The sequence below is a fragment of the Phenylobacterium sp. genome (assembly GCF_004799515.1).
Taxonomy (GTDB): Bacteria; Pseudomonadota; Alphaproteobacteria; order Caulobacterales; family Caulobacteraceae; genus Phenylobacterium.
On sequence record NZ_SSMX01000046.1, the window covers coordinates 68756 to 81549 of the forward strand.

A 12794-nucleotide genomic window follows, 5' to 3' on the forward strand; every position below is an offset into this window, starting at 1 on the left:
GAAAAATGCCGGCGCACGCTAGGCGGAAGCGACGGGCTTTGACAACCGGCCAGCCGAGGAATGGCCGCCGAACACTCCGGGCGCCGCGTCCAATGGCGGTGAATAGCGGACAACCGCCCATCCCCGCGCCGTTCAGCATGCCGCGCCTAGGGTGGTCCTCGATCCGACGTCGTTCCGCTCCTGGGACGCGCCGCGCTCAGGAGACGAAGACATGCCGATGAAAACGATGCTCCTGGCGGCCGCGACCGCCGCCAGCCTACTGGTCCCCGCCGCGGCCATGGCCCAGGACTGGGGCCGCCATGGCGGCGGCTACGAAGCACGCAGCGACCGCCGCTTCGAGGACCGCCGGTTCGCCGGCGACGTCCGCCGCGAGGTCCCGGCCTACGGCTACGGTTACGGCTACAGCGACTACGGTTACGGCTACGACGCCTATCCCACCTACGGCTATCGCGACGTGCGGCCCGTCTGGCATGGCGGATACGACCGCCATGACGGTCGCCACGACCGCCGCTTCTAGGCTCGCCAAGGCCCCGCCGTATCCCGCGGCGGGGCCAGCTTTACGCTGAGCGGGGCCGATGCTCTAACCGAGGCATGCTCAAGCTCCTCGCGCTCAGCGCCTCCGCCATCGCCCTACTCGCCGCGGACCCGGCCGGCGCCCAAGGGATCACACGCACCGACAGCTTCACCGCCGTGTTCGGCGGCAAGAACGTCGGCCACCTGATCGCCAAGACCACCGGCGACGTCACGGTCATCGACTTCGACATCAAGAACAACGGCCGCGGCCCCACCGACGCCGAGGTCATCAAGTCCAACGCCGACGGCCTGCCGGTGGACTGGAAGATCGCCGGGGCCACCACCTTCGGCTCCAAGGTGTCCGAGGGCTTCCACCAGGAGGCCGGCAAGGCGCAGTGGGAGGACTCCACCGGCAAGGGCCAGGCCGCGATCGCCAAGCCCGGCCTCTACGTGGCCCAGGCCGGCAGCCCCTGGGGCGACGGCATCATCGCCAAACAGCTCCTGAAAGCCCCCAACATGACCATGGCCGCCCTGCCCGGCGGCACGCTCCGACTGGAGAAGGGCGAGACCCTGACCGTGCAGGGCGAAGGCGGGCCGCTGCAGGTCACCCGCTACGATCTGCTGGGCATCGACCTGACGCCCACCACCCTGTTGCTCGACGCCAAGGGCGAGATGTTCGCCGAGGTCGACGCCTCCTCGATCATCGTGCGCAAGGGCTATGAGGGCGAGGAGGTGCGGCTGCGCAAGCTGGCCGCCGACTGGTCCGCCGCCCGCTTCGTCAACATGGAGAAGGAGGTCGCGCACCGCTACGCGGGGCCCGTGCGGATCCGGAACGTCCGCCTGTTCGACCCCAAGACCTCCAGCCTGACCGGCCCGGTCTCGGTGGTGGTGCGCGGCAAGGAGATCGCCGCGGTCGAGCCCCTGGACAGCCCTCCCACGCCCGGCGAGGTCACCGTCGACGGCGCCGGCGGGACCCTGGTCGCCGGCTTCTACGAGATGCACGCCCACCTGGGCCAGGACGGGGCCCTGCTGAACCTGATCGCCGGCATCACCACCGTGCGCGACATGGGAAACGACAACGCCGTGCTGGACGAACTGATCCGGCGCATGGATGCGGGCGAGATCGGCGGCCCGCACGTGATCCGCTCGGGCTTCATCGAGGGCAAGAGCCCCTATTCCGCCAACAACGGCATCCTGGTGGACAACCAGCAGGCGGCCATCGACGCGGTGCGCTGGTACGGCGCGCGCGGCTACTGGCAGATCAAGATCTACAACTCCATGAACCCCGCCTGGGTGCCGGCCATGGCCAAGGAGGCGCACCTCCTGGGCATGCGGGTCGCCGGCCACGTCCCGGCCTTCTCCACCGCCGACGACATGATCCAGGCCGGCTATGACGAGATGACCCACATCAACCAGTTCATGCTGGGCTGGGTGATGACGCCGGGCGAGGACACCCGCACCCTGTTCCGCCTGACCGCGCTCAAGCGCCTGCCGGCCCTGGACCTCAACAGCCCCAAGGTGCAGCACACCATCCAGATGATGGTCGACGGCAAGAAGGCGATCGACCCGACGCTCGGCATCCACGAGCAGTTGACCCAGAACCGCGACGGCCAGGTCCCGCCCGGCGCCGTCGACTACCTGGACCACATGCCGATCGGCTATCGGCGCGGCGCCATGAAGGCCTGGGTCGACACCTCCGCGCCCGGCGACGACAAGGCCTACCGCGAGGCCTTCGAGCAGATCCTGCGCACCACCAAGATGCTGCACGACCGCGGCGTCTTCATCGTCTTCGGCACCGACACCGGCGGGTCCTTCACCTACCACCGCGAGCTGGAGCTCTATCAGCGGGCCGGCTTCACCCCGGCTGAGATCGTCAAGCGCGCGACCTACGACTCCGCCAAGTACACCGGCCAGGACCAGCGCATGGGCTCCATCGAGAAGGGCAAGCTGGCGGATTTCTTCCTGATCCCCGGGGATCCCACCCAGGACCTGAGGGCGATCAAGACCATCCGCATGGTGGTCAAGGACGGGACCTTCTACTACCCGAGCGAGGTCTATCCGCACTTCGGCATCCAGCCGTTCACGACGGCGCCGGCGGTGACCCCCGCGCGCTAGGCCGCCAGGGCTAGGCCGCCGAGGACCCGCCGAAGTCGGTGTCGAACCGGAAGGTGATGCGCGAGTGGCCCAGGGCGGCGATGCGCTCCAGGGTGGAGGCGTCGTAGTGGCCGGCGGCGATGAAGGTGAAGTGGCTGGCGCCGCCCAGCTGCAGCAGGTCGCAGGCCAGCGCCGCGTCGACCTGCCGCGCATCCAGTTCGAGATTGACGCCCTGCCGGACCAAGGTCCGCAGGGCTAGGCCCGACAACATATCCACACGCACTCCCCGAGAAACGCCCCTTGACCCTAATGACGGCGGGCGGCGGACGTCGCCTCATGACAACACCCGAGTGTGGCTCAGGTTCATGGCGTTCGTCGGGCGGCTCTGGGACGATCGTCGGGCGTTGCTGGCTTCAGAGTTCGAACATCGGGTCGGACGCCTGGCGCTTGGCGCGGCGAGGCCGCTCCCACATGACGCCGGGATAGCCCTTCAGCGGCGCCAGGGGCTCACCGAGGTAGGTCCAGTCAGCCTGCTCGGCGAGGTTCATGTGATAGCGCGGCTCGCGCCCGGTGCGCCCGGCGAAGACGGCGCGCGGGATGTTGACCATGGTCGGCGCGCGGGCCCGCTCATAGAGCATGGGCGTGCCGCAGCGGGCGCAGAAGCTGCGCGTGGTTCCGGCCCCGGCGTCCGTGTAGCGGGTCAGGTGCTCCTCGCCGGCCAGCCAGCGGAACCGGCTGCGGTAGCTGCCGACGTAGGTGGCGTAGGCGCAGCCCTGGGCCCGGCGGCTGGCCTCGGCGTGATCGTGCCAGGCCCAGCGCGCCGGGACGTCGATCTCCAGCTGCACGGCCCCGCAGGCGCAGGCGCCGGCCGACTGGACCGCGGAGGCTTTGCGCGCGCCTGGCATGCGTTTGGTTCCCCTTTCCAAAGCCAGATCACGGGGTCGTGCGGATAGCCCCGCAATCGTCACCTAATGACCTCAATTACATCACGTTTCAGTATGGCGAGCGGTCGGCGGGCGCCTATGTCTAGTGATGCCCGTTGTGACGCGGGCCAGTTCGACCGTTGGCCATAGTGACCCTCGGCCTCTGGAATATAGGAGGTCCCTTTGAAATCGATCTTGAAACCCATTCTCGGCGCCTTGGCCGGCGCAGCGTTGATCGCCGCTCCTGTCGCGGCGAGCGCCCAGCACGCCGGCGGCCACGGTGGCGGCGGCTTCCATGGCGGCGGTGGCTTCCATGGCGGCGGTGGCTTCCGCGGTGGTGGTTTCCACGGCGGCTACTATGGCGGCGGCTTCCGTGGCGCGCCCTTCGTCGGCGGCTTCGGCCTGGGCCTCGCCCTCGGCGCCTACCCCTGGTACGGCTACGGCTACCCCGCCTACGGCTACTACGGGCCGGACTACCCCGCCGACCCTGGCTACTACGGCTACGATGCGGGCCCGCCGCCCGCGGCTGCTAACGGACCGCAAGCCGCTTGCGGCAACTGGTCCTGGAACGCCTCGCGGGGGCAGTATGACTGGGTCCCCTGCTAACTAGTCCCGTGTCCGACGCCCGCGTGTCGGCGGATCGCGCATCCTGGAGAGGGATGCCGGTCCGCGGCGGCGGGCGCATCGATTCCCTGACCGCCCTGATCGCTTGACCTGAGGGTCGACGCCGCCGACGAAGCGGCATGATCCCCGCCACCGCCCAGGGCCGCCGCGACTTCATCGTCGCCAACACGCGCGCCCAGCGGCCGCCGCACGTCCCCGAGATCGAGCTGCATCTCGCCGACGAGATCACCCCCATCTGGAAACTGACCGAAGAGGCCCTGGAGGAGATCGGCCTGCCGCCGCCCTTCTGGGCCTTCGCCTGGGCCGGCGGCCAGGCCCTGGCGCGCTACCTGCTGGACCATCCCGGAACCGTCGCCGGCAAGCGGGTGATCGACTTCGCCGCCGGCTCCGGCCTGGTCGGGATCGCCGCCATGAAGGCCGGCGCGGAGGAGGCGCTGTGCGCCGACATCGACGTCTTCTGCGAGGCCGCCGTGGCGTTGAACGCCCAGGCCAACGGCGTCGCCTGCGGCTTCACGGACACGGACCTGCTGGACAGTGCTCCGCCCGCCTGGGCCGACGTCGTCCTGGCCGGCGACATCTGTTACGAGAAGCCGCTGGCCGAGCGGGTGATCGCCTGGCTGGGCGTGGCGCGGCGACAGGGGGCGGTCGTGCTGATCGGCGATCCCGGCCGCAGCTATTTCCCCCGCACGGGCCTAACCAGGCTGGCGGAGTACCAGGTGCCGACCACGCGCGAGCTCGAGGACATGGCGGTGAAGAAGACCGCGGTCTGGGCCCTGCCTTGAGCCTCGTTCCTTGAGCCTCCTTCCTTGAGCATGCGCCGGTGACCGCCGTCCCGCCGCTGGTCGTGGCGATGGTGCTGGGCGCGGCCCTGCTGCACGCCGCCTGGAACGCCATGCTGCGCAGCGGCGCCGACCGGCTGTGGTCGGTCACCGTGATGTGCGCGGTGGGCGCGGCGGCCTGCGCGGCGGCGACGCCCTTCCTGCCCCTGCCGGCGCCCGCCGCCTGGCCCTACGCCGGGCTCTCGGCCCTGCTGCAGGTCGGCTACTGCCTGTTCCTGGTCAGCGCCTATGAGAAGGGCGAGCTGGGACAGGTCTATCCCGTCGCCCGCGGGACCGCGCCGCTGCTGGTGGCGATCGGCGCGGCGGTGTTCGCCGGCGAGCGCCTGGCGCCGCAGGCCATCGCCGGACTCGCCCTGATCTCCGGCGGCATCGTGGCCTTGAGCCTCGGCAAGGACCGCCTGGGCCTGGCCGCCATGCGCGACGCCCTGATCACCGGGGTGTTCATCGCCGGCTACATGGTGACCGACGGGGTCGGCGTGCGGCTGTCGGGCCACGCGCTGTCCTACTTCGCCTGGATGACGCTGGCGCAGGGCCTGCCCATGCCGCTGGTCTATCTGGCGATCCGCAAGCGCTTTCCGCCCCTGCGGCCCGACGCCGACACCCTGAAGGCGGTCGGCGGCGGGATCATGGGCCTCACCGCCTATGGCGTCGTGGTCTGGGCGCTGTCGCGAGCGCCCATGGCCAAGGTGTCGGGCCTGCGCGAGACCGCCATCCTGTTCGCCGCCATCATCGGGGCGGTGTTCCTGAAGGAGCGCTTCACCCTGCGCCGAGGCGTCTGCGCCCTGACGATCTCGGTGGGTGCGATCCTGCTGGCCGGCTAGGCCTCGAGCTGGGCGTCCAGGGTGATCTCGGCGTTCAGCACCTTGGAGACCGGGCAGTTCTGTTCGGCGCCCCTGGCGATCTCCTGGAACTTGGCGTCATCGACGCCTGGGATCTTGGCCCGCAGCGTCAGCGCCGACTTGCTGATCTTGAAGCCAGCGCCGTCCGGATCGAGGGAGACCTGCGCCTCGGTGCGCAGCTCCAGCGCCGTCAGGCCCGCCTGCTGCAGGGCGAAGGCCACCGCCATGGTGAAGCACCCCGCATGGGCCGCGGCGATCAGCTCCTCGGGATTGGTGCCGGGCTGGTCCTCGAACCGCGTCTTGAAGCTGTAGGGCGTGGCGTTCAGCACCGTCGACTGGGTGGTGAGATCGCCGGTCCCGTCGCGGCCCGTGCCGCGCCACACCGCGTTCGCCTTGCGGATCATCCTGAACCTCCATGGGTTGCCTTGCGCCTAGCTAGGGAGGCGGCCCGCGCCGCGCCACCTCATTTCCACGACAACGCCCTCGACTCCCGTCGAACGCCGATTTAAGCTGGAACAAACGGGCAACTTCTGGAGCGGCGAGATGCGCGAGGACGGCAAGATCGACTATGTGGAGCTGCCCGGCGGCGACCTGACGGCGACCAAGGCCTTCTATGGTCAGGCGTTCGGCTGGGCCTTCACCGACTACGGCCCGGCCTATGCGGCGATGAGCGAGGGGCTGGACGGCGGCTTCAACGCCGACGCCTCGGACCAGGCGGCCAAGCCCCTGGTGATCCTCTACGCCCACGACCTGGAGGCCATGGAGGCCAGGGTGCGCGAGGCCGGCGGCGGCGTGGTGCGCCCGATCTTCACCTTCCCCGGCGGCCGGAGGTTCCACTTCACCGACCCCAGCGGCAACGAACTGGCGGTCTGGAGCGAGAGCTAACGTCCCGGTTGTAGGACTCTTTTCATCGCTCAGCGGCTAGCTCAGAGTGAGGTCCGGGGGGACGAGGATGAAGCTGCTCAATTCGGCCTTGGCGGCCTTGGCTATCTCTGTCTGCTCGCCAGCTTTGGGGTGGGCGGAAATCCCTACGCCGGCCGTCGTGACTGTCCCGGCTCTCCCACCGGAGTCCAAGCCGAAGCCCGTCGCGCTCGCGCGCGCCAAGGCTCAGATCGCAGATAACCTCATGGTCGGTTACATTGAGGCGGGCATCGTCTGCATCCGGCCACAGGTCTACATACCGTGGAAGCAGGTTTCACCGAACTTCTCACGGCTGAAGGACATCTTCGGTGAGGAGTTGAAGGCGGCGGGCTTCAAGCCAGATTCCGATCCAGGCAATCTGTTTCCCGACCAGGAAGCTTCGCTGACCGATCTCCAGGTCGGAGCCCTCTTCAAATCGGCTGACGTCGACATCTGCAAGACGACGTTCCACCTCACGCAAACCGTCCGGGTTGAAATCGAGTGGCAGGTCTATTCGACCTTGCGACGCGAGGTAGTCGCTACCTTAGTGACCCACGAGGGCGCCCAGAAGATCAGAAACGCAACCGACTCCCAGGAAGGTCGCACCGTCTATCAGGAAGCGTTCGCCGCAAACGTACGCAGCCTCCTGTCCAACGAGACATTCCGAAAGATCGTGACCGGGCCGGCCGAAGCTGCGCCGAGCGCGGTCGTGGCGGCCGCGGCAAAGACCCCGATCGTATTGTCCGGCGCGACGACACGCCCGACGTCGATCCCCGACGCCGTCGGCTCGGTCGTCACGATATTCGCCGGATCGGCGTTCGGGAGCGGCGTCCTGGTCTCGTCGGACGGCTACCTGCTGACCAACCATCACGTGGTCGGCGAGATGCCCGAGGTGCGGATCCGTTGGTCGGACGGCTTCGAGACGACGGGCCGTGTCGTCCGCTCTGACAAGCGCCGCGACGTCGCGTTGGTGAAGACGGAGCCTCGAGGCCGCACCGCGCTGGCGCTGAATAGAACGGTCCCGCCCGCGGGGACCCCTGTCTACGCGGTCGGCGCGCCACTTGATCCCCACCTCCAAAGCACCGTTACGCGCGGCATCGTATCGGCCCAGCGCATCGTCGATGGCTTCAGCTTCATCCAGAGCGATACGCCGGTGACCCACGGCAACAGCGGCGGCCCGTTACTGGATGAGCATGGCGCGGTCATCGGGCTGACAGACTGGGGCGTGCCCGCCGAGAAGGGATCGTCGCTGAACTTCTTCATCCCTATTGGCGACGCCCTCGACTTCCTGGCGCTGAAGGGCGGCGGCTAGGAACACCGTCTAGGGTCCGGGCTGCGACTCAACCCACAGTCTCGCTTAGGTTCACTGAAACAAGGGGCCGCCGATGCGCCGCCGCGCCTTCCTGACCGCCGCCGCGGGGCTCGCGGCCTCGTCGGCCTTTGCCCTGCCCGGCCTGGCCCGCGCCGCCGCCGCGCCGGCGGGCGAGCTCAAGTCCATGACCGGCGGGGCCAAGCCGATCTCCGTCGAGGAACGCCGGCAGCGGATCGGGCGGCTGCAGCGGGCGATGGCCGACCAGGGCGTGGGCGCCATGATCATGGAGTCCGGCTCCAGCCTCGACTACTTCACCGGCGTCCAGTGGCATCGCTCCGAGCGCACAACCGCCGCGGTGATCCCGGTGAAGGGCGAGACGGTGATCGTCACCCCGGCCTTCGAGGAGCCCTCGGTGCGCGAGACCCTGGCGGTCGGCGGCGACGTGCGGCCCTGGGACGAGCACGAGAGCCCCTTCGCCCGCATCGTCCAGGCGCTGAAGGACCGCGGCGTCAATTCCGGGCCGATCGCCTTTGAGTCCACCACGCGCCTGTTCATCGTCGACGGGGTGCGCGAGGCCGGCGGCGGGGCCTACAGCGTGGTCTCCGGCGACGCCCTGGTGAAGGGCGTGCGGCTGATCAAGACGCCGGCCGAACTGGGGCTGATGCAGACCGCCAATGACGTGACGCTGGCCGCCCTGCGCCACGTCCACGCCAACGTCCACGTCGGCATGACGCCGGGCGAGATCGGCGCCTTGATGGACGGCGCCACCGTGAAGCTCGGCGGCGCGCCGGAGTTCGCCCTGGTGCTGATCAACGAGGCCAGCGCCTATCCGCACGGCAGCCACCAGCCGCAGACCCTGCGCGAAGGCTCGGTGATCCTGATGGACGTGGGCTGCACCGTGCACGGCTACCAGTCGGACATCTCGCGCACCTGGGTGATGGGGACGCCCACACCCAAGCAGCGCAAGGTCTGGGACACGGTGAAGAAGGGCCAGGAGATCGCGCTGGCCACCGCCCGGCTGGGAACGCCGGTGGGCGCCATCGACGACGCCGTGCGCGCCTACTACGAGAAGGAAGGCTGGGGCCCAGGCTACCACCTGCCGGGCCTTTCACACCGCACCGGCCACGGCATCGGCCTGGACGGCCACGAGCCGCCCTATCTGGTGCACGGCGATGCGACGCCGCTCGCGCCCGGCATGTGCTTCTCCGACGAGCCCGGCATCTACATCCCCGGCGAGTTCGGGATCCGGCTGGAGGACTGCTGGCATATGACCGCCGAGGGGCCGAAGCTGTTTACCCCGTTGGCGCGGTCCCCGGAGGATCCCATCTAGGCAAATCGCCCCTAAATGGCCCCCAAAAGGCCTCGGGCGTAAACGCCCGTACACCATGTTTGTTGACGGCATCTATACATGTTTGGCCGCTCCATGGAGCGACGGTTGAGGGGGGCTCCTTGATCGGAGGCCCTAGGTGTGACCGACCCTGCGCAACCCAACGCGGTGCCGCACGCCTTCGATGGCGCGGCCGCCAAAACCCGCCCGGTGAGCGCCCAGGACGAACGCCGGGAGCTGGACCACCGGCTGGCCAACAGCCTGCAGCTGGCGGCCGACTTCCTGATCTTCGAGCATATGCGCATCGCCGATCCGCAGGCGCGCGCCGCCCTGATGGCGACCGCCGACCGGCTGTCGGCGGTGGGCCAGATGCACCGCTTCCTGGCCGCTCACCGCCAGGCCAGCGGGGTGGAGCTGGAGCCCTTCCTGGTGGGGCTGGCCGAACTGATCGGCGAGAGCACGGGCCTCATCTGCGACGTCGAGGCCGATCCCATCGAGGCGCCCGGCGAGATCGCCCAGCAACTCGCCATCGTGATCAACGAGCTGGCCATGAACGCCGCCAAGCACGCCTATCCGTGGGGCGCGCGGGGGCCGCTGCACATCGTCTGCCGGAGGCGTAATGGAGGCCTAGTGCTCACCGTCGCCGACGAGGGCCAGGGCCTCAGCCACGGCTTCGCGGCCGAACGCGCCTCCAGGGTCTCGAGCGGCCTTGGCATGACCATCGTCGAGGCGATCGTGCGCCAGCTGAACGGTCTCCTGGAGGCGGTGAGCGATGGCGGCGCGAAGTTCACGCTGACCATCCCGCTGCCGGCCTCGGGCCGTAGCGGCCCCAGCGCCGGCGCGTCGCGCTCCTTCGCCCCGCCCAGCGAACTCGACTAGGTCTGCTGCACCGCTGACAGTTTCCAGGGCCCGCCCAGGTGGCGGGCGAAGGTCCAGAGCTCGGTGGCCTGGCTGGGGGTGTTCGGATCGCCCGACAGGATCGCCCCGGTGGTCCGGTCGCGCATCAGGTCGATACTCTCGAAGCGCATGGCGGCGGTGGCGTATTCGGTGTCGCCCTCGCGCCAGGCTTCGCCCACGTCGGCCTGCAGCAGGCGCGTGCCGGAAACCTCGTTGCGCCGCCCATGGGTGGCGTTGTCGCTGAGCTCCTCGGCCAGATAGCCCATCACCTCCGGCGTGCAGCGTTCGCGCAAGGCCGCATAGTCCTCGCGCCCGAAGGCCTCCTGCACCTCGATCAGGAGGCGCTCGAAGGCCTGTTGGTCCTGCGCCGAGATGGGGATCTCCCAGCCCGCGGTGGTCGGAACATAGGTCCCTGGCGCGGCCCCGCCGCCGAGCGGTCCGCCGAAGCCGCCGGGGCCCGCGGCGGTGAACGGCTGCGGCCCGCCGAACGCCGGCTCCGGCGCATAGCCGCTGCGCCGGCGGATCAGCCGCATGACCAGGTTGACGATGAAGAACAGGATGAGCAGCTGGACGATGATGGTCAGCAGACCGCCCCCGCCGCCGCCCCAGCCATAGCCGCCCCAGCCGCCGCCCCAATGGTGGCCGAACAGCCCACCGATCAGGCCGCCGGCCAGGAGGCCGCCCATGAACCCGCCGAAGGGCGAGCCGCCGAACGGGCCGCCAAAGCCCGGCCGATAGCCCGCATACCCCGGCTGGTAGGTCGTCGCGCCCGGCGTCGGGCTGGTCATGGAGCGCTGCACCGGCGCTGCGCCGCCGGGCGCGGTGGCCGTAGGCGCGGGCTGGGAATAGGTGCGCGAACCGCGGCTGCCGAAGCTGCCGCCGCGCCGCGCCTCGGCGGGCGCGGCCGCCAGCATGCCGATCGCCAGCGCTATGCCCAGCACCGCGGCGATCCCGGATCGCATCTTCGAAGGTGACCGTGAGGTGGTCATGAAAGTCTCCCCTGAGGCCTCTCATGTAGGTCGCCGCCGAAGCCGCTTCCAGATGAAAGGGCGTGCGCAAAAACGCGCGGCCCTTGACCCGGAGGCCGCGGGTCCCGAGGTTTCGGCGCAGGACAGGTTCGTTAAAGGCCGGCGCTATGAATCCCTTCCCCGAAGACGTCTTCACCGAGCCGGAGGACGTCGATCCCGACACCCTCGCCAACCTCGGCCCGCTGCGCGCGCTGGCCGGCGTTTGGGAGGGCCGCAAGGGCATCGACCTCAACCCCAAGGCCGATGGGCCGGAGCGGCGCGCGTACCTCGAGCGCATCGAGATGCAGCCGATCGACCCGCAGGCCAACGGGCCGCAGCTGTTCTACGGGCTGCGCTACCACATCCACATCAACACCGAGGAAGAGGACATCACCTTCCACGAGCAGGTGGGCTATTGGCTGTGGGAGCCGGCGACGGGCCTGATCCTGCAGACCTTGGCGATCCCGCGCGGCCAGTCGGCGCTGGCGGCCGGCCGGGCCAAGGCCGACGGGTCGGGCCTGAGCGTGCGGGCCGAGCGCGGCTCGACGGAGTACGGCATCACCTCGACCGCCTTCCTGGAATACGCCTTCCGCACGGACTCCTACGAGCTGCAGATCACCTTCAATCCGGATGGGAGCTGGAGCTACGTCTCCGACACCATGCTGAGCGTGCACGGCCGCACCGAGCCGTTCCGCCACCGGGACCGCAACACGCTCAGCAAGGTGGCCGAGCCCACGCCCAACCCGCTGGCGCTCATTGAGGCCGCCAAGCGCGGCGCGCCGGAACTGGCCTAGGGCCCCGTCCGGCCGGACGGGCCGTTCGGGACGACCAGGCTATTCAGGAAGCTGGCGCCTCCGGGGATTCCCGGCTTTCCGTTGAACATCCGCGCCCGGAATTCACCGGCCAGGCCGGACGACACGATCGGGGTGGCCACCGTCGGGGCTTTCTCGTTGCGGCGGTCCGGCGACTCCAGGACCGGCATGTCGAGGTTGTCCCGTAGGCCCGCGGCCTTCATCGCCTCGTGGATGTCCTGCGGGCCCTCGCCATCGGTGGTCTTGAAGCTGAGCGTCGAGGGCTCGGCGCGGTGCTCGGCCACATTCTCGAATCCGCCCTGGGCGCTGGCGTTGAGGGTCAGGGCGTAGGTCTTGCCGGGATCGGTGGTGCAGAGGAGGGCGAAGGTCTTGGTGTCGTCCAGCAGACGCGGGATCTTCAGGCAGTGCGGCTGCTCGCCACCCGACGCAGGGCCGAAGTCGAAGGCCCCGGGCTTCATCGGCTGGTCGAAGGTGACGGTCATCACCAGCACGCCGGCCGACATCGCCTGGCCCGCCGCCGGATAGGACTTCACCACCTTGGGTGCGTCGGTCTTCGGGAAGATGGTCAGGGGCGAGACGGTGTTGCCCGCCGGCGGCGGCGCGGCCGGCGCGGCCGGCGCGGCGGCCGGCGGGTCCGCGAGCGCGGCGCTGGCGCAGGCGGCGAGGGCGGCGGCGAAGGCGGAAGCGGCGGTGTGGCGCATGCCATA

The 12794-nt window shown here is 69.6% G+C and carries 15 protein-coding genes; 10 read left to right on the forward strand and 5 right to left on the reverse strand.

What is annotated here, in order from left to right:
• Window positions 1-211: 211 nt before the first annotated feature.
• Both E8A49_RS17925 and E8A49_RS17930 read left to right on the forward strand, forming a co-directional pair.
• A complete protein-coding gene (locus E8A49_RS17925) occupies window positions 212-517 on the forward strand; it encodes a hypothetical protein (protein WP_293384626.1) in 306 nt (101 codons plus the stop codon).
• Between the two features lie 74 nt (window positions 518-591).
• Window positions 592-2628 carry an amidohydrolase family protein gene (locus E8A49_RS17930; protein WP_293384629.1) on the forward strand — a complete coding sequence of 679 codons (2037 nt, stop codon included), beginning with the start codon at window positions 592-594 and terminating at the stop codon, window positions 2626-2628.
• Window positions 2629-2638: 10 nt separating this feature from the next.
• On the opposite strand, the gene E8A49_RS17935 is transcribed toward E8A49_RS17930, so the two are convergent.
• Both E8A49_RS17935 and E8A49_RS17940 read right to left on the reverse strand, forming a co-directional pair.
• A complete protein-coding gene (locus E8A49_RS17935; RefSeq protein ID WP_293384632.1) occupies window positions 2639-2878 on the reverse strand; it encodes a hypothetical protein in 240 nt (79 codons plus the stop codon).
• A 142-nt stretch (window positions 2879-3020) separates the two neighbouring features.
• On the reverse strand, window positions 3021-3512 hold the full coding sequence (locus E8A49_RS17940) for a GFA family protein (RefSeq protein ID WP_293384635.1): 492 nt from the start codon (window positions 3510-3512) through the stop codon (window positions 3021-3023).
• A gap of 213 nt (window positions 3513-3725) precedes the next feature.
• Between E8A49_RS17940 and E8A49_RS17945 the strand changes: the two genes are divergently transcribed.
• From E8A49_RS17945 to E8A49_RS17955, 3 genes are all read left to right on the forward strand, one after another.
• Window positions 3726-4136, forward strand: a complete 411-nt coding sequence (locus tag E8A49_RS17945) for a hypothetical protein (RefSeq protein WP_293384638.1) — start codon at window positions 3726-3728, stop codon at window positions 4134-4136.
• Between the two features lie 137 nt (window positions 4137-4273).
• Complete coding sequence (locus E8A49_RS17950; protein ID WP_293384641.1) at window positions 4274-4936, forward strand: methyltransferase; 663 nt, start codon at window positions 4274-4276, stop codon at window positions 4934-4936.
• A 38-nt stretch (window positions 4937-4974) separates the two neighbouring features.
• Window positions 4975-5814 (forward strand): DMT family transporter, encoded by an 840-nt coding sequence (locus E8A49_RS17955; RefSeq protein WP_293384644.1) that lies wholly within the window; start codon window positions 4975-4977, stop codon window positions 5812-5814.
• Here the strand turns inward: E8A49_RS17955 and E8A49_RS17960 are convergent.
• A complete protein-coding gene (locus E8A49_RS17960; protein ID WP_293384647.1) occupies window positions 5811-6236 on the reverse strand; it encodes an OsmC family protein in 426 nt (141 codons plus the stop codon). The two genes, E8A49_RS17955 and E8A49_RS17960, sit on opposite strands and share 4 nt — an antisense overlap.
• Before the next feature lie 139 nt (window positions 6237-6375).
• On the opposite strand from E8A49_RS17960, the gene E8A49_RS17965 reads away from it, so the two are divergent.
• The 4 genes from E8A49_RS17965 (at window position 6376) to E8A49_RS17980 (ending at window position 10250) form a co-directional block, all read left to right on the forward strand.
• Window positions 6376-6717: a VOC family protein gene (locus E8A49_RS17965; protein ID WP_293384650.1), complete on the forward strand. Its 342-nt coding sequence runs from the start codon at window positions 6376-6378 to the stop codon at window positions 6715-6717.
• 67 nt (window positions 6718-6784) lie between these two features.
• Entirely contained in the window at window positions 6785-8044 is a 1260-nt protein-coding gene (locus E8A49_RS17970; protein WP_293384653.1) for a trypsin-like peptidase domain-containing protein, read from the forward strand.
• Window positions 8045-8117: 73 nt separating this feature from the next.
• Window positions 8118-9374, forward strand: coding sequence for a Xaa-Pro peptidase family protein (locus E8A49_RS17975; RefSeq protein WP_293384656.1), 1257 nt, complete (start codon window positions 8118-8120; stop codon window positions 9372-9374).
• A gap of 138 nt (window positions 9375-9512) precedes the next feature.
• Window positions 9513-10250: a sensor histidine kinase gene (locus E8A49_RS17980; protein WP_293384659.1), complete on the forward strand. Its 738-nt coding sequence runs from the start codon at window positions 9513-9515 to the stop codon at window positions 10248-10250.
• On the opposite strand, the gene E8A49_RS17985 is transcribed toward E8A49_RS17980, so the two are convergent.
• Window positions 10247-11257 carry a TIM44-like domain-containing protein gene (locus E8A49_RS17985; protein WP_293384662.1) on the reverse strand — a complete coding sequence of 337 codons (1011 nt, stop codon included), beginning with the start codon at window positions 11255-11257 and terminating at the stop codon, window positions 10247-10249. The two genes, E8A49_RS17980 and E8A49_RS17985, sit on opposite strands and share 4 nt — an antisense overlap.
• Before the next feature lie 146 nt (window positions 11258-11403).
• Here E8A49_RS17985 and E8A49_RS17990 point away from each other — a divergent pair, with 146 nt between their 5' ends.
• Window positions 11404-12069, forward strand: coding sequence for a heme-binding beta-barrel domain-containing protein (locus E8A49_RS17990; RefSeq protein ID WP_293384665.1), 666 nt, complete (start codon window positions 11404-11406; stop codon window positions 12067-12069).
• Here E8A49_RS17990 and E8A49_RS17995 read toward each other — a convergent pair.
• Window positions 12066-12788 (reverse strand): Ig-like domain-containing protein, encoded by a 723-nt coding sequence (locus E8A49_RS17995; RefSeq protein WP_293384669.1) that lies wholly within the window; start codon window positions 12786-12788, stop codon window positions 12066-12068. The genes E8A49_RS17990 and E8A49_RS17995 overlap by 4 nt on opposite strands.
• Window positions 12789-12794 lie beyond the last annotated feature (6 nt).

What these genes read in the sequence shown, in the direction of transcription:
- E8A49_RS17930 (WP_293384629.1), top strand. Translation starts at nt 592, where the DNA reads ATGCTCAAGCTCCTCGCGCTCAGCGCCTCCGCCATCGCCCTACTCGCC.
- E8A49_RS17995 (WP_293384669.1), bottom strand. Translation starts at nt 12,788, where the DNA reads ATGCGCCACACCGCCGCTTCCGCCTTCGCCGCCGCCCTCGCCGCCTGC.
- E8A49_RS17975 (WP_293384656.1), top strand. Translation starts at nt 8,118, where the DNA reads ATGCGCCGCCGCGCCTTCCTGACCGCCGCCGCGGGGCTCGCGGCCTCG.
- E8A49_RS17970 (WP_293384653.1), top strand. Translation starts at nt 6,785, where the DNA reads ATGAAGCTGCTCAATTCGGCCTTGGCGGCCTTGGCTATCTCTGTCTGC.
- E8A49_RS17965 (WP_293384650.1), top strand. Translation starts at nt 6,376, where the DNA reads ATGCGCGAGGACGGCAAGATCGACTATGTGGAGCTGCCCGGCGGCGAC.
- E8A49_RS17950 (WP_293384641.1), top strand. Translation starts at nt 4,274, where the DNA reads ATGATCCCCGCCACCGCCCAGGGCCGCCGCGACTTCATCGTCGCCAAC.
- E8A49_RS17925 (WP_293384626.1), top strand. Translation starts at nt 212, where the DNA reads ATGCCGATGAAAACGATGCTCCTGGCGGCCGCGACCGCCGCCAGCCTA.
- E8A49_RS17935 (WP_293384632.1), bottom strand. Translation starts at nt 2,878, where the DNA reads ATGTTGTCGGGCCTAGCCCTGCGGACCTTGGTCCGGCAGGGCGTCAAT.
- E8A49_RS17990 (WP_293384665.1), top strand. Translation starts at nt 11,404, where the DNA reads ATGAATCCCTTCCCCGAAGACGTCTTCACCGAGCCGGAGGACGTCGAT.
- E8A49_RS17960 (WP_293384647.1), bottom strand. Translation starts at nt 6,236, where the DNA reads ATGATCCGCAAGGCGAACGCGGTGTGGCGCGGCACGGGCCGCGACGGG.
- E8A49_RS17940 (WP_293384635.1), bottom strand. Translation starts at nt 3,512, where the DNA reads ATGCCAGGCGCGCGCAAAGCCTCCGCGGTCCAGTCGGCCGGCGCCTGC.
- E8A49_RS17985 (WP_293384662.1), bottom strand. Translation starts at nt 11,257, where the DNA reads ATGACCACCTCACGGTCACCTTCGAAGATGCGATCCGGGATCGCCGCG.